16 protein-coding genes are annotated in these 18750 nt (G+C 43.9%); 8 read left to right on the forward strand and 8 right to left on the reverse strand.

Annotation, left to right across the window (positions count from 1 at the left end; all coding sequences use genetic code 11):
* The first annotated feature begins 281 nt into the window (after window positions 1–281).
* Window positions 282–1814: a multivesicular body subunit 12 gene (locus LGZ98_RS08635; RefSeq protein ID WP_113043628.1), complete on the forward strand. Its 1533-nt coding sequence runs from the start codon at window positions 282–284 to the stop codon at window positions 1812–1814.
* 265 nt (window positions 1815–2079) lie between these two features.
* On the opposite strand, the gene kdpE is transcribed toward LGZ98_RS08635, so the two are convergent.
* From kdpE to kdpF, 6 genes are read right to left on the reverse strand one after another with little or no spacing between them, the layout of a single operon-like run.
* Window positions 2080–2772 (reverse strand): two-component system response regulator KdpE, encoded by a 693-nt coding sequence (gene kdpE / locus LGZ98_RS08640; protein ID WP_191214880.1) that lies wholly within the window; start codon window positions 2770–2772, stop codon window positions 2080–2082.
* On the reverse strand, window positions 2769–5462 hold the full coding sequence (gene kdpD / locus LGZ98_RS08645) for a two-component system sensor histidine kinase KdpD (protein ID WP_113043627.1): 2694 nt from the start codon (window positions 5460–5462) through the stop codon (window positions 2769–2771). The genes kdpE and kdpD overlap by 4 nt, the downstream gene beginning before the upstream one ends.
* Window positions 5463–5470: 8 nt before the next feature.
* Entirely contained in the window at window positions 5471–6052 is a 582-nt protein-coding gene (gene kdpC / locus LGZ98_RS08650; protein WP_113043626.1) for a potassium-transporting ATPase subunit KdpC, read from the reverse strand.
* Window positions 6053–6063: 11 nt separating this feature from the next.
* Entirely contained in the window at window positions 6064–8130 is a 2067-nt protein-coding gene (gene kdpB, locus LGZ98_RS08655) for a potassium-transporting ATPase subunit KdpB (RefSeq protein WP_113043625.1), read from the reverse strand.
* A 20-nt stretch (window positions 8131–8150) separates the two neighbouring features.
* Window positions 8151–9857, reverse strand: coding sequence for a potassium-transporting ATPase subunit KdpA (gene kdpA, locus LGZ98_RS08660; protein ID WP_262977978.1), 1707 nt, complete (start codon window positions 9855–9857; stop codon window positions 8151–8153).
* Complete coding sequence (gene kdpF / locus LGZ98_RS08665) at window positions 9858–9947, reverse strand: K(+)-transporting ATPase subunit F (RefSeq protein ID WP_113043623.1); 90 nt, start codon at window positions 9945–9947, stop codon at window positions 9858–9860.
* A gap of 614 nt (window positions 9948–10561) precedes the next feature.
* Here kdpF and LGZ98_RS08670 point away from each other — a divergent pair.
* Window positions 10562–10846, forward strand: coding sequence for a colicin Z C-terminal domain-related protein (locus tag LGZ98_RS08670; protein WP_113043622.1), 285 nt, complete (start codon window positions 10562–10564; stop codon window positions 10844–10846).
* Between the two features lie 67 nt (window positions 10847–10913).
* Here the strand turns inward: LGZ98_RS08670 and LGZ98_RS08675 are convergent, their stop codons facing one another.
* The gene (locus tag LGZ98_RS08675; protein WP_113043621.1) at window positions 10914–11294 is read right to left on the reverse strand and encodes a hypothetical protein; all 381 of its coding nucleotides are present in this window, start codon (window positions 11292–11294) and stop codon (window positions 10914–10916) included.
* Between the two features lie 645 nt (window positions 11295–11939).
* On the opposite strand from LGZ98_RS08675, the gene LGZ98_RS08680 reads away from it, so the two are divergent.
* Both LGZ98_RS08680 and LGZ98_RS08685 read left to right on the forward strand, forming a co-directional pair.
* Entirely contained in the window at window positions 11940–12149 is a 210-nt protein-coding gene (locus tag LGZ98_RS08680; RefSeq protein WP_011145728.1) for a YbfA family protein, read from the forward strand.
* A 66-nt stretch (window positions 12150–12215) separates the two neighbouring features.
* On the forward strand, window positions 12216–12959 hold the full coding sequence (locus LGZ98_RS08685) for a type 2 GTP cyclohydrolase I (protein WP_262977979.1): 744 nt from the start codon (window positions 12216–12218) through the stop codon (window positions 12957–12959).
* Window positions 12960–13311: 352 nt separating this feature from the next.
* Here LGZ98_RS08685 and LGZ98_RS08690 read toward each other — a convergent pair whose 3' ends face one another.
* Window positions 13312–14595 carry a citrate synthase gene (locus tag LGZ98_RS08690; protein ID WP_011145730.1) on the reverse strand — a complete coding sequence of 428 codons (1284 nt, stop codon included), beginning with the start codon at window positions 14593–14595 and terminating at the stop codon, window positions 13312–13314.
* An 868-nt stretch (window positions 14596–15463) separates the two neighbouring features.
* Here LGZ98_RS08690 and sdhC point away from each other — a divergent pair.
* The 4 genes from sdhC to LGZ98_RS08710 are packed head-to-tail and all read left to right on the forward strand — an operon-like array spanning window position 15464 to window position 18717.
* Entirely contained in the window at window positions 15464–15853 is a 390-nt protein-coding gene (gene sdhC, locus LGZ98_RS08695) for a succinate dehydrogenase cytochrome b556 subunit (RefSeq protein ID WP_112876197.1), read from the forward strand.
* On the forward strand, window positions 15847–16194 hold the full coding sequence (gene sdhD / locus LGZ98_RS08700) for a succinate dehydrogenase membrane anchor subunit (RefSeq protein WP_112876196.1): 348 nt from the start codon (window positions 15847–15849) through the stop codon (window positions 16192–16194). The genes sdhC and sdhD overlap by 7 nt, the downstream gene beginning before the upstream one ends.
* Complete coding sequence (gene sdhA / locus LGZ98_RS08705) at window positions 16195–17961, forward strand: succinate dehydrogenase flavoprotein subunit (RefSeq protein ID WP_262977980.1); 1767 nt, start codon at window positions 16195–16197, stop codon at window positions 17959–17961.
* A gap of 36 nt (window positions 17962–17997) precedes the next feature.
* Window positions 17998–18717, forward strand: a complete 720-nt coding sequence (locus tag LGZ98_RS08710) for a succinate dehydrogenase iron-sulfur subunit (protein ID WP_113043782.1) — start codon at window positions 17998–18000, stop codon at window positions 18715–18717.
* The last annotated feature ends 33 nt before the right edge of the window (window positions 18718–18750 follow it).

The following is an 18750-nucleotide window of genomic DNA, read 5'->3' on the forward strand; positions in this document are numbered from 1 at the left end:
TTATGAATATTCAATAGGGTAATAGTGAACAAAGAAATGCCATGCTAATTTTACTCTATGAATTTAAATAGAAAAGTATGAACTCATCGACAATAATTGATATTTTAGATGAGCTGCATGGCATCTATTTCAGGATACATATGCCATTATTTTCATGATCACTTTGTTGATATTTCTCACTTCTACTCTATTCTTTTTTATAGGTATGAAATTCTGAACCCTCATCAAGAATGTGGCGATAGCTATTGTCAATTTATTCCCTATCAATATGAGGTTCCATTATGTCTAACGATAAAACAGGAAAATCACTAGAACAGGAAAACAGCGAAAGAGATGTCGAAATACGTGACCGAAATTATTTTCGAAAATTGTCCCTATTCGATGATACTGTTATAGCTGGTGCTGAAATGATCGGCACAAGTTATGATGTTTTTGGTAAGTATTGCAATGTGGGAAGTTGTATGAATTCGCTTTTCGATGAGCGGAAAATCAATGCCAGTGAAGATAACTTCAAGAAGGTCACTATTCTCGGCAAAACCCTAAAAGTCCCCTATTATGTCGATTGTTATAGTGTCGGGGATTTAAAATATACCAATGCATCAGGCGAATCTATTGAGTCATATCAAAGCAATATTTCCAGTAAAAGCCGCATTAAAGGTAACTATTTATTCTTTAGTGCCTCACTGAAAGTCGATTTTGATACGGATAGTCTGACGGATTTTGAAAATGCGTTTTCCCGCATTCAGTATACTTATGATCTCTATATACTTAAAAGTTCAGCAGAAGCACTAAAAGAGTTTCTTAAAGAGAGTGTTAAAACAGCCCTTGATAAGGCGGATACTGAGGAGGATATGAATGACCTATTTAATACTTGGGGTTCTCACTTTCTGAGTGGTGTGGTCATGGGCGGCTGTGCGCAATATTCATCATCTACGAACAAATATACGTCGAATCTAACAAACTCTTTTGATGTGGTTGCCGCAGCCTCATTTGCGGGATTTATCGGTCTCTCTGCTCGTACAGGAAATTCATTTATGGAGGATATAAAGAAATTTCGTTCAGCATCCAATATAAAAACCCACGCCATTGGCGGTGACTTATCTCGATTTGATCCTTTTGGTGGCGCTACAAGCGCAGATCAACCTTCCGCAGAAGAAATAGCAGCAGCGAAAAAAGCCTTTGAAGACTGGAAAGCCAGTGTGCCCAATGCCCCTGAATTAGTTAACTTTGCAGATTCCAACCCCTTGACGGGGATTTGGGAACTGTGTTCAGACAGAACACAAAAGGCCAAGCTTAAAAAGCATTTTGAAACTGTCTGGGCTCCGGCGGAGTCTGCTAAACGACGTGTGCATGCGGATTATATTGATGAGATTATTATTGGAATCAATAATACTAACACCCCTCCTGAAGGGTATATTGGATTAAAATCCACTAAAGACGAAAATCTGAATAGTAAGGGTAATATTTGTCTTTTTATGCATAAAGCAAAATATGATCCCAATATCGATAATAAGGATTGTATCACTGAATTAAAGTTCATCACTGTAAGAGATAAAAGTCCGGAGGGAGATTGGGTTAAAATCCCTCAAGATATTTATATCTCACCCAATCAATATTTATATTTGTGTTACTTACCAGCGAAATATTCCGCCGAGAAGGCGATAAAGGACATTCAATTGTTATGCAGCAGTTGTGGTTCCAGCATGATACTTCCTTATGGATATAACGATGTCTTAGATGAAAGAGGTGAGAGAGCTAACGCTACTGAGGATGATAATGTTCATTATCTTATCTATAGCGCTGGGTGGAAATGAAAAATATGAATAGGTGAGTTTTAGCCATTTGGAAATCGCTGAAAACAGCGTTATCTTTGGGGGAATTTATTTCCCCTTTATTAATTTAAAATATTCCCACCTCGCGATCTATATATTTGTTCAAATGTTGTCGTTATTGTGAGTTTGAGCACCAGTAAATAGCAGCTAATATGCACCGAAAAACGCAATACATAAATGCAGGTTTGCGATATTTCAAACTCAAGTTGCTGCAACTAGAATCTTGTGACTTAGCGGCGGGAGCAAGTTAAGGCATAAACCGATAGCCAATGCCGGTTTCAGTCAATAAATGTTTGGGTCTGGTTGGGTCGGTTTCTAATTTTTGTCGTAAATGCCCCATATAAATCCGTAAATAATGGTTGTGTTCAACATAATTAGGGCCCCAAACTTGGTTGAGTAATTGGCGTTGGGTGAGTACTTTGCCGCTATTCGCCAATAATTCACCGAGTAACCGGAATTCAATCGGGGTGAGATGCAGTTCTTCATCGTTTTTGGTGATTCGGCGGTTAACCAGATCGACAACCACATCAGAAAAATGAACGATCGATTCTTCTTTATTGGTTCTGGCAAAACGGCGTAAGGCAACCCGGACTCTTGCCAATAGTTCACTGATGCCAAAGGGTTTACTCAGATAATCATCTGCGCCGACATCCAATGCCGCAACTTTATCCGCTTCTTTATCGCGGGCAGAGAGAACAATAACGGGAATTGCGCTCCATTGGCGCAGATCACGAATCAAGTTAATACCGTCACCATCCGGCAAGCCCAAATCAAGAATAATTAAGTCAGGCTTGCGGGTTCCCGCTTCAATTAGGCCCCATTTCAACGTATCACTGTCAAATACGCGATAGCCTTCACCTTCCAAAGCTAGTCGAACAAAGCGTCGGATCTCTTTTTCATCTTCAATAATCAAAATGGTGTTATTGTTGGTAATAATCACATCTCCTCAGTAATAATTTCAGGGGGCTTCTCTAACGGTAGAACAAAGTGAAAACTTGCTCCACCTTTTTCGTTATTGGTTGCCCAAATCTTTCCTTGGTGGATTTCAATAATTGCTCGGCAAATTGCTAATCCAAGGCCCACTCCTGGAATAGCAGATTCTTTGCGAGCGCGGGAGAATTTATCGAAAATTAATTGTTCTTGTTCCGGCGGAATGCCTTTACCTGCATCCCAAACTTCAATATGAATTTGATTTTTTTCTGTTGTTGCTTTAATACCTAGTGGTATTTGCTCATCGGTATATTTGATTGCGTTTTCCAACAAGTTGATAAATACCCGCTCCAGTAAACTGGCATCACAATGCAATAGTAAATCGGATGGCAGGGAAACCGCGACGGGATGACGGTTGAGTGCATATTCCAGTGAACGTAAGGTACTGCCGACGATCTCTTCTAGCGATTGCCATTCCAGATTGAGCTGAATGCCTCCCGATTGGATACGCGCCATGTCCAGTAAGTTATTAACCAGACGGGAAGTGCTGAGAATTTGTTGACGAATCTGGTTCACCTGCTTGGTATGTGGAGAGCCTTCGGCAGATAAATCCAACATCAGGATTTCCGCTTGTCCAAATAGGACTGTCAGCGGTGTGCGTAAATCGTGAGACAGGGCCGCCAGAAGCGAGTTACGTAACTGTTCCCGCTCTGTATCCAATTTAGCGGATTCTGCCCGGCGTGAGAGTTGCAATCTTTCCAGTGCATTGGCGATCAGGCCGGTAAATGTTTGCAGCAATCGCTGTTGTTCAGGGATCAGTAATTGGCGCAAATAGGATGGCTCAATCGCCAATACAGCCAGTGTCTGAGAAGGTGTAGCGATAGGCTGTAGTTGGTAAGGTACGCTAGGTAAGGTATCTGTTCCCGCCCCAGCCGGTAGATTTTTATCAAAACTCCATTTTGCAATGGCATCATTAATCAGCATATGGCCGCCATTATTGGTCGTCAGTTGATATAAGTTGCCATCCTCGTTGGGTAAAAAGAGGCCGGTTTTAGCCTGAAAACCATTAGTAAGAAAATGGTAGCTGGTGCGGGCAATATCTTCTTCATTCAGCGCCCGGCTCAGTTCACGGGTCATTTCATAGAGATTGCGGGTTCGTTGTTCGCGGTAACGGGCAATTCGCGCCTGATATCTCATTCCCGCGGTGAGGTTTCCGACAACGACACCGACTATTAGCATGACAGTAAAGGTCAGCAGGTACTGCATATCGGTAACAGCAAGAGACCAATGAGGCTGTACAAAGAAGATATCGAAACTGATGACGTTAATGAAAGCGGCAAAGATTGATGGTTGGCGTCCGTAAAATAGCGCAATGATGACGACGCCAAGCAGATAAAGCGTGACAAGATTGGCTTTATCAAGGGTCAGCAAGAATGTTCGGGAGAACAGGGTAATAAGTGTACAGAGCGCAATAGCGATCAGGCAGCCCTGAATCTGTATTCGCCATTTTTCACTGACAGTGCGGTTGTCCTGCTCTTTATCCCATCGGCTGCGCTCTTCTAATGCGACAATCACCAGATCCAAATCTGGTCCTAGTTTCCCTAATCGATCAGCAAAACCTGGGCGCAATTGCCAGCCAAACAGCTTCTGTTTGGAGGTACAGCGACGCCCTATCAGAATTTTGCCGAGGTTATGTTCTCTGGCATAACGTAATACTGCTTTTTCTTTGTTTGGCTCAGACAGCGTCGCGGTTTCAGCCCCCAATTCATGCGCTAATCTGAGTGCTTTTAAAATAGTGCGCCGTTTACCTTCGGGTAGTTGGTACAGTTTTGGGGTTTCAACATAGATGGCATGCCAGATACAGCCTAATCGGGCTGCGAGGCGAGCGGCAGTGCGGATGAGCTTTTCATTACCTGAGCTATTACCAATGCACAGCAGAAGATTATCACGGGTATGCCAGACCGGTTCATGCCCTTGTGTGTCGCGGAAAGCACGCATTTGATCATCCACGCGATCAGCCGTCCGGCGCAAAGCGAGCTCTCGTAATGCAATTAAATTACCTTTGCGGAAAAAATGTTCAATGGCGCGTTCTGCCTGGCTAGGGATATAGACCTTACCTTCATGGAGCCGCTGGCGCAGATCATCTGGGGGCAAATCAACTAAGACAATTTCATTCGCCTGATCAAAGATATGATCAGGGACGGTTTCCCTGACCTGGATACCAGTAATATCACCCACAACATCATTGAGGCTTTCCAGATGCTGAACATTGATGGTAGTCAGTACATCTATGCCAGCCTCAAGCAACTCTTCAACGTCCTGCCAGCGTTTGGGATGACGGTTGGTGTGAGGATTACTGAATGCCAACTCATCCACTAAAATGATGGCCGGATGGCGGGCAATGGCAGCATCAAGATCAAAGACGCTGATTTTGCGCCGTCGGTAGTAGATCTGCTTCAGTGGCAGTTGTGGCAGACCATCAAGTAAAGCGGCAGTTCCTTGCCGCTCATGGGTTTCTACCACGCCGATAACCACATCCAGTCCTTGAGCACGCAATCTTTGCGCTTCCTGCAACATGGCATAGGTTTTTCCGACGCCAGCGCAGGCACCGAAAAATATCTTTAATTTACCGCGCTGTTTCTCATTAACCAGTGTCAGTAATTCATCAGGGTCAGGGCGCTGTGGTTCGTGTTGATCCATATTCAGCCTTACTGTTTTTTCTCTGGTAAATTATCAAGGGCAAGATTAAGTTTTAACACATTAATTACGGGCTCACCGAGGAATTCCGATGGGGGGGGCTCAATATTATCCCTGATTAATTGTTTTATCACTTTAATCGGTAAATGGCGTGCATCAGCGACTCTCTGTGCTTGAAAGTCAGCGGCGGCGGGTGAAATGTGAGGATCAAGACCGCTTGCGGATGCGGTGACCAGATCAACCAGCACAGGTATATCAGGTTGACGATTAAATTGACGCAGTTGTTCAACTCTGCGTTTGATTTCATCATCCAATATCGGGTTGGTAGTCGCTAAATTACTGCCGCCAGAGGACAGGGTGTTATAGGGATAATCTACGGTAGCAGAAGGGCGACCCTGAAAATAGATCGCTTTAGTAAAGGGTTGACCAATCAGCTCAGAGCCAACGGTTTGACCATCTTGTTTAACCATAGAACCTTGGGCTTGATAAGGAAACATCAGTTCTGACAGACCTGTTGCCAGCAATGGATAAGCTACGCCGGTAATCAGTGTCAGAAATATCAACAACACAACAGAAGAACGTAACCAAATCATTTTCATCACCTTTATTTAAGTATCAGCAAAGTCAGCAACAGATCTATCAGTTTGATGCCGATGAAAGGCGCTATCAGACCACCCAGACCATAAATCCACAGGTTGCGGCGTAAAAGCGCTGATGCATTCATTGGGCGGTAGCTCACGCCTTTTAGCGCTAGTGGGATCAAGAAAACAATAATGAGCGCATTAAAGATAACGGTCGATAAAACCGCCGAAGTAGGCGAGTGCAGGTGCATGATATTCAAGATATTTAATTGTGGGTAAGTGACGGCAAATGCCGCGGGGATAATGGCAAAATATTTTGCGATATCATTGGCGATACTGAATGTGGTCAGAGAGCCGCGTGTCATCAACATCTGTTTACCAATATGGACAACTTCAATCAGTTTGGTTGGGTTGGAATCCAGATCCACCATATTGCCGGCTTCTTTGGCTGCTTGAGTGCCTGAATTCATAGCAACGGCAACATCGGCTTGAGCAAGAGCAGGGGCATCATTAGTGCCATCACCTGTCATGGCAACCAGACGGCCTTCGGATTGATATTGGCGGATCAGGGCTAGTTTGGCTTCGGGGGTAGCTTCCGCCAGAAAGTCATCAACTCCAGCTTCTGCGGCAATCGCAGCCGCGGTCAGACGATTATCGCCGGTAATCATAACGGTTTTGATTCCCATACGGCGCATTTCACTGAATCGCTCTTTAATGCCGCCTTTGACGATATCTTTTAGCGCGACAACGCCCAGTACCTGTTGATTTTCTGCGACAACCAGCGGAGTACCGCCTTTCCGCGCCACGGTCTGTACCAAAATTTCCACGGCTTCAGGGAATTTTCCGTGATTGGCTTCAATATGGCGGCGGATTGCATCGACAGCGCCTTTGCGGATCATGCGGTTTTCCACATTAACACCACTCATTCGAGTCATGGCAGAGAAAGGTACAAAAGTTGCATTCAGTGAGTGCAGATCACGTTCACGCAGATTGAATCGCTGTTTTGCCAGAATAACAATGCTGCGGCCTTCCGGTGTTTCATCGGCCAAAGAAGAGAGTTGGGCGGCATCCGCCAACTGCTGTTCCGTTATGCCGGGTACGGGCAGAAACTGAGAGGCTTGGCGATTTCCCAAGGTGATAGTGCCGGTTTTATCCAGTAGCAGCACATCCACATCACCCGCTGCTTCAACGGCTCGTCCGCTGGTGGCGATAACATTGGCACTTAGCATGCGGCTCATGCCTGCGACACCAATCGCGGAAAGTAAACCACCAATCGTGGTAGGAATAAGGCAGACTAATAATGCTATCAATACCGTGACAGTGATAGGTTGGCCAGAATGGTTAATCTCCACGCTGAATATTGAAAATGGCAGCAGAGTGACACACACCAATAGAAAGATAATTGTCAGAGCCGTCAACAGGATAGTCAGTGCGATCTCGTTTGGGGTTTTACGACGTTTAGCCCCTTCCACCATTGAAATCATGCGGTCAAGAAAAGTTTCACCGGGATTAACTGAACATTCGACCACCAGCCAGTCAGATAGTACATGGGTGCCGCCAGTCACAGAGGAAAAATCACCGCCAGATTCGCGGATAACGGGGGCAGATTCTCCGGTGATTGCACTTTCGTCAACGGAAGCGCCACCTTCGATAACTTCACCATCGCAAGGGATGGTTTCACCCGCTTCAATAATGACGATATCCCCTTTGCGTAGGCTGTCAGAAGGAACTTTCTCTCTGGCTGCACTACGATTGGCTGAGTTTAGTTTAGTTGCCCAACTGGTTTTTCTTACCCCTTTAAGGCTAGCCGCCTGAGCTTTGCTTCTGCCTTCTGCCAGTGCTTCGGCAAAATTAGCGAATAGAACAGTAAACCATAGCCATAAGGCGATGTTGCCGGTGAACAGCGTATTTCCCTTGAATTGATCCGCTAACATGGCAATCCATAAAATGGTGGTTAACCCACTGCCTAGATAGACGACAAACATCACTGGGTTACGCCATTGTGCAGCCGGATGACATTTTTTGACTGAATCAATCAGGGCATTACGAATCAAAACGGGTTCGAATAATGTTTGTTGCTTGTTGGTCATGGTATTCCTCTCTTTGGCGCTTACCGGGCCATTAGCCAGATTTGTAAATGTTCAATGACCGGGCCAAGGATTAGAGCCGGAATAAAAGTCAACGCGCCGATTAACATGATGGTCAAAATCAATAGACTGATAAACAGTGGGCTGTAAGTAGGCAGTGTACCGTTGCTGGCAGGCTGGCGTTTTTTTACGACCAAAGAACCGGCAATAGCAAGTATTGGTAGGATCATGCCAAAGCGACCTAAAAACAGGATGATGGTTAGCAACAGGTTGTAGAACATACTGTTGGCATTGAGGCCCGCGAAAGCACTGCCATTATTGTTGGCAGCGGAGGAGAGGGCATAGAGTACTTCACTGAAACCGTGAGCGCCGGGGTTCAGAATACCGGCGCGTCCACTGGCGGTGGATATGGCAAGTGCTGTTCCTAAAAGAGCTAGTGTAGGGGTAACCAGAATCGCCAGTGCTACCATTTTTATCTCGAATACTTCGATTTTTTTACCGAGATATTCAGGCGCACGACCTATCATTAAACCGGCGATAAAAACGGTCAGCAGAACGAACAGTAACATACCATATAAACCAGAACCCACTCCGCCAAACACGACTTCGCCAATTTGTATTAACCACATTGGGATCATGCCGCCAAGTGCAGTGAAAGAATCATGCATAGCATTGACTACCCCACAGGAAGCTGCGGTGGTTACTACAGCATAAATTGAGGTTGCGAGGATGCCAAAACGATTCTCTTTACCTTCCATATTGATATTACTGTTGACTCCTAACAAACTGAAATGGGGATTCCCTTTCAGTTCGGCATACATGACTCCTACGGTGGCAATGACAAAGATGATGCTCATTGCCCACAATAGAGCGTGCCCTTGACGGTTATCGCTAACCACTTGCCCAAAAGCAAAACAGAGGGCGCAAGGGATCAAGAAGATAGACAGTATCTGAACGAAATTGCTGATAGCAGTTGGATTTTCAAAGGGGTGTGATGAGCTGGCACCAAAGAATCCACCACCATTGGTTCCCAATAACTTGATGGCTTCCTGTGAGGCGACCGGCCCCATCGGGAGCAATTGCGATTGGCCTTCAATGGTATGGGCTAATTGATACGGTTCGAAATTCTGAATCACACCCTGACTGACAAAAACGAGCGTGATAATCATAGACAGCGGTAATAGCAGATAGAGTGTGATACGTGTGATATCAACCCAGGCATTTCCTACGGTGTTGACACCATGACGGGAAAATGCGCGTATCAACGCAAATGCCACCGCAATACCGGTCGCGGCAGAAAGAAAGTTCTGCACGGTTAGACCTGTCATTTGGCTAAAGTAACTTAGTGTGTTTTCTCCACTGTATGCCTGCCAATCAGTATTGGTGATAAAGCTGACGGCTGTATTCAGCGCTAAGTCCCATTTGAGCCCGGGGAAATGTTCAGGATTAAGGGGGAGGGCGTGTTGTGTGACTAAAAGCGTGAATAGCAGTAATAGTCCGGTTAGATTAAAAATAGTGATAGCTAATGCATATTGCCACCAGTTCATTTCTTTGACTGTGCCGCCAGGTTTTTGTAAGCCACAGCAACGCCAAAGGCCAGATTCTGCTTTAGTCAGCCCGCGAGGAATATTACCGTCGATCATGTTGGCGATAACGTTTCCGAGTGGTTTTGCCAGCATCAATAGAATCAGTAAAAAACTGGTGATCAATAAAAAAGCGGATGCGGCCATTTAAAAATCCTCCGCATGGAGTAACGCATAAATCAGATAAACCAGTAATAGGGCTACTAATAACGCGCCGGAAATGAAAAATATGTTCACTGCTTATCTCCTGAAAACTTGGATGAATAAAGATTAGGGAAGGAGATGCAAAGATTCTGATAAAAGAGTGAATGGATGTGTAAAAAAAGTATAAAAATGACTAATAAAAGAAGACTTAAATAGAAACCTATCTTGCTGAGAACTATTTCAATAATTCCCTTTTTCAGCAGAAGATACACTTATGGGAAAGTGAATGGTTAAGGATATTAGGTGATTTTAAATTAATTAATAATCTTGCATATGACCGTTATGATTATTCATGTATTATTGATGATTTTGCTAAAGTGATTGGGATATTAAAACTTGGTGTATAATATTCATGTTTTACTAATTATAACGGGGCGTATTGGAAAAAATCGAACTTAAATTAATTGCGATTTTATTTCCTCACCGCTTTGTATAAGATAAATAAATTTTAGTTCTTTTTATTTTGTTTCGTGGTATCTTTATGCCATGGGCACATCATGTATTAAATTAAGGTATCCAAATTTCGCGCTTGATAAATCAAGCAGGTATGAACTTGGAAACATGTGTTCATTTAACTTGATGAATATGTTATTAAATTGACATTTAAATACAAATCCACTTTATGATTAAAGTAAGAGGATATTTTCATGGCAAGAAGACAAGCTTGGGCACCGCCTCTAACATGGGGACCATGGGCTGATTTGTTAGAACATGCGGGAGGGCCTCATCCATATACAGTCAGTTTCGACACGATTTCTCAAGCTCCTTCATCTTTTGATGTTGAAATTGCATATGCAGCAAACTCAGGCATAAAAAACGTGCGAACGATGGGACCTGGTTCATATACTATTCAAGGTAATGATGGAGCGGGAGTCGATCGTATTCGTTTTAAAAGTCATTCACAAGGGCAAATAATCACTGTTGAGTATTAATATGATTTAACAAAAAATATTTAATTAATCTATGGCTTTTTTCGGGGAAAAAAGCCATAGATTTTCATCAATTTAAAGAGTTGACTATTTCTTCAAATGTTGTATTTGAGTTTATTGCCTGATAGAAGCCATTTTCGACATGCATTGGTGTAACTATATTGGTGTTTTTCAATATTGGTTTATTATTAAAGAAAACAGATAGTTTTTTTCCTACGTTTTGCTTTATAAAGAGATTAAATGGTTTACTGCAATGAGAGTTGTTTTTTACTTTAATGAAAATGGAATAGTAATTATCCCCTTTTTTCGGGGTAATTTCCTCTATACATAATGGAGTTAAATGAAAAGTTTCGCCATTTGCTTTATAGTCAATAGAAAAAGAATGTTTTTTGGAGACGCAACCTGAAACATTTGTTATTAATATCAATAATATAACAGTTAATACCTTCATCTTTCCTCCTATCATCTGTTATAGTTAATTTACTCGCATTCTGGAAAAACAGTATGGTGTAAAAGCTTACATCATTTTTCCGTGCTCATATAATAATTATCAATGAAAATTATCGTATTGGCAATCCTTGATTCTATTGCCAGAATCAAAAGGATATTTTCACCCGCCTGTGTCGTTAATTTCTTTATTTTTTTCAATAAGAATTATCTATTGAATCTAGTACTACAGCCGTACTTACTTTTTTCAACAGAAAAGACACCCATAGAAAATCTTAATTCATGCGGTTTCTCAGAGTTGTGAGCATCAAGGAAAATGCAACTTTCTGATATCTACGGCTGTAGTACTAGTTCTTTTCCTAAGCAAAGTGAAATTTATGATTATAGGAATAGGATCATGAAAAAATTGACTCTGATTATCGTTGATCCCATTTTTACCAACTGTTAATAAAATGTTTGTAATATTACATTTTTATCATATTTTATGTAATAAAATTACATAAAATAGAAAATATAGCGACAATAACGGCTTAAAAGTGGTCTGATAAGTGGTAAATTTTCATTTTTTGCGATAAAATTTTAAACAATTTACAGATTGATTATTTTTAAGATCCTGCGGAAAAGTGGGATCATTTTAAGGAGGACTAATATGTCTTCATATCGTGAGTATCCTTGGTATCAAGTTCTTTTACGCCGTATTGGCGCTGTCACTTTCGGTATCCTGGCGTTTCCGGTTATGTTGTTTCGTCGTGATCGCGCCCGTTTTTACAGTTATTTGTATCGTGTATGGGTAAAAACCAGCGATAAGCCCGTATGGTTAAAACAGTCAGAGCAGGTTTTGGCAATCAAAAGTAGCTGACAACTGACAATTGGCGGCAGGTAACGGTATATTATTGTCATACAATCAATACACAGGACAAATATGATGCGTAATATTGAGCTGGAAAATGTCATTAACCAAGAGCTGAATGTTGGTGATTTTCAGGATTATGCCCCCAATGGTTTACAAGTTGAGGGGCGTGCTCATATTCAGCGAATTGTTACTGGTGTGACCGCTTGTCAGGCTTTATTGGATGAAGCGGTTCGCCTTCAGGCTGATGCTGTTATCGTCCATCATGGCTATTTCTGGAAAAATGAGTCAGCAGTGATCCGTGGTATGAAACGTAATCGCCTGAAAACTCTGCTCTGTAATGATATCAATTTATATGGTTATCATCTGCCCCTTGATGCCCATCCATCATTGGGAAATAACGTGCAATTGGCCCGTCTGATTAATGCGAAAGTGGTCGGGTTGGTTGAGCCATTCGTGCCGCATGGGGAATTTGAACAGCCAATAACACCGGTGGAGTTAGCTGCACGTATCGAACAGGCGCTGGGTCGCAAAGCGTTGTATGTCGGTGACAATGCACCCGCAGAGATTCGCACGCTTGCTTGGTGTACCGGCGGTGGTCAGAGTTTTATTCAACAGGCGGCGGAATTTGGTGTTGATGCTTTTATTACCGGTGAAGTGTCAGAGCAGACGGTTCATATCGCCCGCGAAATGGGGCTGCATTTTTATGCGGCGGGTCATCATGCCACCGAACGTTATGGTATTAAGGCGTTGGGGGAGTGGTTGGCTGGTCATTATGGTCTGGATGTCACTTTTATCGATATTCCAAACCCGGTTTAATCACGTTTTCCTAAGACGGAAATAAACGAAGCCCACCAACGGCGGGCTTCAAAGCTTTTGACAGGCTTTTCATAACTAACGTTTTTTTGTCAATAACGTTATTCTATCCGATTCATAGAGCTGTGAATTTTGATCTTGGTGATCTCGCTACACACGCAAATAGAGGCTACGTTTGATAATTTAGAGAGTAAGTCGCTTGTACCTACTCTTGGATAACGAGCATACATAAGGAAGGTGATGAGATCAATTTTGACGGTGCTTTAAGCCGTACTCACCGAATAATCTTTCCAATTAAATAAAGCCCTAACGATTAAGTTAGAGCTCTGCCTTCTATCGTAATGGGATTTTATTATTATTTTTCAAGCTGGCTATCGAAATCACGTTTTGTGTAGCCGGTATAGAGTTGACGTGGGCGAGCGATTTTCACGCCACCATCATGCATTTCATTCCAGTGAGCGATCCAGCCGATAGTACGGGCAATGGCGAAAATAACAGTGAACATAGTGGATGGAATACCCATTGCTTTCAGGATAATGCCGGAGTAGAAATCCACGTTCGGATACAGTTTTTTCTCAATAAAATAAGGATCGTGCAGAGCGATACGTTCAAGTTCCATAGCAACTTCCAGCAGGCTGTCATTCAGGCCGAGTTCATCTAGCACTTCATGGCAGGTTTCACGCATGACGGTTGCACGAGGATCATAGTTTTTGTAAACGCGATGACCAAATCCCATCAGACGGAAAGCATCATTTTTATCTTTGGCGCGTTTAATGAATTCCGGAATATGTTCAACTGACTGAATTTCTTCCAACATACGCAGACAAGCTTCGTTTGCGCCGCCATGAGCGGGGCCCCAAAGAGAAGCGATACCTGCGGCAATACAGGCAAATGGGTTAGCGCCAGAAGAACCTGCGGTACGTACTGTTGAGGTAGATGCATTTTGTTCATGGTCCGCATGTAGGATAAAGATGCGATCCATAGCGCGTTCCAGTACTGGGTTCACTTTATACTCTTCACACGGCGTAGCGAACATCATGTTTAGGAAGTTGCCTGCATAGGAGAGATCATTGCGTGGATAAACGAATGGTTGACCGATAGAGTATTTGTAGCACATGGCGGCCACTGTCGGCATTTTTGACAGCAGGCGGTAGGCGGTAATGTCACGGTGACGTGGATTGTTCACGTCCAGAGCATCATGATAGAAAGCAGCCAGAGCGCCAGTAACACCACACAGTACGGCCATAGGATGCGAATCACGGCGGAAACCGTTGAACAGGCGATGGATCTGTTCGTGAATCATGGTGTGGCGGGTAATGGTTTTTTTGAATTTATCAAACTGTTCTTGTGTTGGTGTTTCACCATACAGCAGGATATAGCAGACTTCCAGATAAGTGGATTTTGTCGCTAGCTGGTCGATAGGGAAACCACGGTGCAGCAATACACCTTCGTTACCATCAATGTAAGTGATCTTGGATTCGCAAGATGCTGTGGAAGTAAAACCAGGATCGTAGGTATAGAAACCTTGGGAGCCGAGAGTACGAACGTCGATGACTTTGGACCCAAGGGTCGGTGTGAGCACGTCCAATTCAATAGCAACTGAACCGTCTGGGGCTAGAGTTGCTTTGTTATCTGCCATTACAGTCTCCTTAGCGCTTTCATTTTTATAACTCTTAACAACCACGGCAGAAAGACACCGTATAGAGTCTATCTTGTCAGGCTATTTTATCGACTATTCTTTGTCATCAAGAACGGGCTTGGACAGTGCTCTGACAAAAGCGGTCACTTTTGAATGCACTTTGGTGTGGCCAGCGCCGGTGAGCGATTTGTGGGTGAATCGCCTCTTACAGATTGTGCGCATACTCCGGTTGCTGTGCAATCTGTGTTCCCAATTTATTGACAAGAATGGTCTATACCTATGATGCCTGGTGGAATAGGTTCTTATACTGTGTCCCCTGACACTGTACTACCGGGGAAAAGCTGAAATCAGGCCAATATCACATTTAAGGCTGAAATCTCACCCTGGACGACAATGGTTTTTAGGTTGTTAGCGAATTTTTGAGAGTTATGTTTTATGCATTGACTACAAAAATGATTATGATTCGTGTGGACTACACAGTTACATAACTTTAGCTTTTCTTGAGGTCTTTCCTCTTATCAAAAATCAATCTCAAAAGTGTTTTCAACCATATATGTAAGATAAATGTTTAAAGTTTGTCAAACAAGATAATTAATTTTGTGCAATATGTTTGAATCGTGATCTTAATCACTGTTCAGTGGAAATGTAGCTAATCATATTGTGTTGTAATTGTAATAATAATGTGAAGCACATATACTGCCGCCAGGTCTCCGGATTACCCTGCTGTAGGAGCACCCAGCGTAACTAAATCACAACATTTTTTAACATGAAGGATCTATCGTTTGATCAAATGTTGTGTCTTTGTATCCTCTTATCGCTGTCTGATTTCCGCCCAGGTCCGGAGGAAGGAAAATAATAAAAGAGCTGTGTGGGCAAAATTGTGAAAAAACAAAGACCTGTCAACCTTGATTTGCAGACGATACACTTTCCAGTCTCTGCAATAACCTCGATCTTGCACCGTGTCTCCGGCGTCATTACTTTCGTAGCAGTAGGAATTCTCCTCTGGTTGTTAGGAATGTCTCTCTCCTCGCAAGAAGGGTTTCAGCAAGCCGCCGATATTATGACGGGATTTTTCGCTAAGTTTATTGTGTGGGGCATTCTGACCGCACTGGCTTACCATATCTGTGGTGGTGTCCGTCATATGCTGATGGATTTCGGCTACTTGGAAGAAAACTTAGCGGTCGGTAGTCTCTCTGCCAAAGTGGCAATCGGGATTGCTGTTATTCTGTCGATTCTGGCTGGAGTACTGGTATGGTAAGTAACGCATCTGCATTGGGTCGCACGGGTATCCATGATTGGCTATTATTGCGCGCGTCCGCAATGATTATTGTTTTATATGTTCTTTATATGCTGGGCTTTGTCGTTACAACGCCGGATATCACTTATGAAGTCTGGCGGGGTTTCTTCGCCTCATCCATCACTAAAGTTTTCACTGTGCTGGCACTGTTTTCCATTCTGGCTCACGCTTGGATTGGTATGTGGCAAGTACTCACTGACTATGTAAAGCCGCTGGCACTGCGTTTAATGCTGCAATTAGCGATTATCGTTGCACTGATGGCTTACTTGATTTACGGAACAATTGTGGTGTGGGGGGTATAGATGAAACTGCCAGTAAGAGAGTTTGATGCAGTCGTTATTGGTGCAGGTGGCGCTGGCATGCGCGCTGCGCTACAAATTTCACAAATGGGATTATCCTGTGCTTTGATTTCCAAAGTATTCCCAACCCGTTCTCATACTGTATCTGCGCAGGGGGGGATCACCGTTGCGTTGGGTAACTCCCATGACGATAACTGGGAATGGCACATGTATGACACGGTGAAAGGCTCCGACTATATCGGTGATCAGGATGCGATTGAGTACATGTGTAAGACCGGGCCCGAGGCCATTCTGGAACTGGAACACATGGGGTTGCCATTTTCGCGTTTGGATGACGGTCGTATTTATCAACGTCCATTCGGTGGCCAGTCAAAAAACTTTGGTGGTGAACAGGCTGCACGTACCGCTGCGGCGGCAGACCGTACCGGTCATGCCCTGTTGCATACGCTGTATCAGCAGAACTTAAAAAATCACACCACTATTTTTTCTGAATGGTATTCGTTGGATCTGGTTAAAAATCAGGATGGCACTATTGTTGGTTGTACTGCGATCTCTATTGAAACCGGTGAAGTGGTTTATTTCAAAGCGAAGGCAACGATTCTGGCAACGGGTGGTGCCGGTCGTATTTATCAATCAACCACTAACGCCCACATTAACACCGGTGATGGTGTAGGTATGGCGCTGCGTGCGGGTGTACCTGTACAGGATATGGAAATGTGGCAATTCCACCCAACCGGTATTGCCGGAGCAGGTGTTCTGGTAACAGAAGGCTGCCGTGGTGAAGGTGGTTATTTGCTGAATAAAGATGGCGAGCGCTTTATGGAGCGTTACGCGCCAAATGCTAAAGATCTGGCTGGTCGTGATGTCGTGGCACGTTCCATTATGATCGAAATCCGCGAAGGCCGTGGTTGTGAAGGTCCTTGGGGTCCTCATGCCAAGCTGAAATTGGATCATTTGGGCAAAGAGGTGCTGGAATCTCGTCTGCCGGGCATTCTTGAGTTATCCCGTACTTTCGCCCACGTTGACCCAGTAAAAGAACCTATCCCGGTTATTCCAACTTGCCACTATATGATGGGAGGAATCCCAACTAAAGTGACCGGTCAGGCTCTGATGGTTAACGAAAACGGTGAAGATGTGGTTATTCCGGGTCTGTTTGCTGTCGGTGAAATTGCCTGTGTATCGGTTCATGGCGCAAACCGTTTGGGGGGGAACTCGCTGTTGGACTTAGTGGTGTTTGGCCGTTCCGCCGGTTTGCACCTGAAAGAATCGTTGATGGAACAAGGGACTAGCCGCGAAGCCAGCGAATCGGATATTGAAATATCTTTGCAACGTCTGAACCGTTGGAATAGTACCCGTACGGGTGAAGATCCGGTTAAAATTCGTAAAGATTTGCAAGCGTGTATGCAGAACAACTTCTCGGTATTCCGTGAAGGTGATGCAATGGCTAAAGGGCTGGAAGAACTTAAAGTTATCCGTGAACGCCTGAAGAGTGCGCGTTTGGACGATACTTCCTCAGAGTTCAATACTCAGAAAATTGAGTGTCTGGAGCTTGATAACCTGATGGAAACAGCACTTTCCACGGCTGTTGCTGCTAATTTCCGCACTGAGAGCCGCGGTGCTCACAGCCGTTTCGACTATCCGGATCGTGATGATGCGAACTGGTTATGCCATACTCTTTATCTGCCGCAAACTGAGACCATGACTCGTCGTGATGTCAACATGCAGCCAAAACTGCGTGAAGCATTTCCGCCGAAAGCGCGTACTTACTAATGAGTTGCTGATAATCCAGTTGCGGAGGAATAGATTATGAAACTTGAATTTTCGATTTATCGTTACAACCCGGATGTTGACAGCGCTCCTCGTATGCAGGATTACACGTTGGAAGCAGAAGAAGGGCGTGACATGATGTTGCTGGATGCGTTGATCCAGCTTAAAGAGCAGCAGGACCCAACACTCTCTTTCCGTCGTTCTTGCCGTGAAGGTGTTTGTGGTTCTGACGGCCTTAACATGAACGGTAAAAATGGCCTGGCCTGTATTACGCCTGTTTCGGCTTTACGGCGTGGTAGCAAGAAAATTGTTATCCGTCCGTTGCCAGGCTTGCCGGTTATTCGTGACCTGGTTGTAGATATGGGGCAATTCTATGCGCAATATGAGAAGATTCGCCCATATTTGCTAAATGACGGCAAAAACCCGCCGGCACGTGAACATTTACAATCGCCTGCACAAAGGGAAAAGCTCGATGGTCTGTACGAATGTATTCTGTGTGCATGTTGTTCAACTTCCTGCCCGTCATTCTGGTGGAACCCTGATAAATTTATCGGGCCGGCGGGCTTACTGGCAGCATATCGCTTCCTGATTGACAGCCGTGATACTGAAACGGCTTCACGATTAGACAAGCTGAATGATGCTTTCAGTGTTTTCCGTTGCCATAGCATCATGAATTGTGTCAGTGTGTGCCCCAAGGGGTTGAATCCAACAAAAGCTATTGGCCATATTAAGTCTATGTTGCTGAAACATAGTGCATAATAGGTCTGCCCTCCGCGAGATTTTTTCTGTGGA

Origin of the sequence: Photorhabdus kayaii, assembly GCF_025384895.1 — a bacterium.
GTDB classification, from domain to species: domain Bacteria; phylum Pseudomonadota; class Gammaproteobacteria; order Enterobacterales; family Enterobacteriaceae; genus Photorhabdus; species Photorhabdus kayaii.

Bases quoted from the DNA above. Each gene is read 5' to 3' on its own strand.
- LGZ98_RS08635 (WP_113043628.1), top strand. From the start codon at position 282: ATGTCTAACGATAAAACAGGAAAATCACTAGAACAGGAAAACAGCGAA.
- kdpD (WP_113043627.1), bottom strand. From the start codon at position 5,462: ATGGATCAACACGAACCACAGCGCCCTGACCCTGATGAATTACTGACA.
- kdpC (WP_113043626.1), bottom strand. From the start codon at position 6,052: ATGATTTGGTTACGTTCTTCTGTTGTGTTGTTGATATTTCTGACACTG.
- kdpB (WP_113043625.1), bottom strand. From the start codon at position 8,130: ATGACCAACAAGCAACAAACATTATTCGAACCCGTTTTGATTCGTAAT.
- kdpA (WP_262977978.1), bottom strand. From the start codon at position 9,857: ATGGCCGCATCCGCTTTTTTATTGATCACCAGTTTTTTACTGATTCTA.
- LGZ98_RS08670 (WP_113043622.1), top strand. From the start codon at position 10,562: ATGGCAAGAAGACAAGCTTGGGCACCGCCTCTAACATGGGGACCATGG.
- LGZ98_RS08675 (WP_113043621.1), bottom strand. From the start codon at position 11,294: ATGAAGGTATTAACTGTTATATTATTGATATTAATAACAAATGTTTCA.
- LGZ98_RS08680 (WP_011145728.1), top strand. From the start codon at position 11,940: ATGTCTTCATATCGTGAGTATCCTTGGTATCAAGTTCTTTTACGCCGT.
- LGZ98_RS08685 (WP_262977979.1), top strand. From the start codon at position 12,216: ATGCGTAATATTGAGCTGGAAAATGTCATTAACCAAGAGCTGAATGTT.
- LGZ98_RS08690 (WP_011145730.1), bottom strand. From the start codon at position 14,595: ATGGCAGATAACAAAGCAACTCTAGCCCCAGACGGTTCAGTTGCTATT.
- sdhD (WP_112876196.1), top strand. From the start codon at position 15,847: ATGGTAAGTAACGCATCTGCATTGGGTCGCACGGGTATCCATGATTGG.
- sdhA (WP_262977980.1), top strand. From the start codon at position 16,195: ATGAAACTGCCAGTAAGAGAGTTTGATGCAGTCGTTATTGGTGCAGGT.
- LGZ98_RS08710 (WP_113043782.1), top strand. From the start codon at position 17,998: ATGAAACTTGAATTTTCGATTTATCGTTACAACCCGGATGTTGACAGC.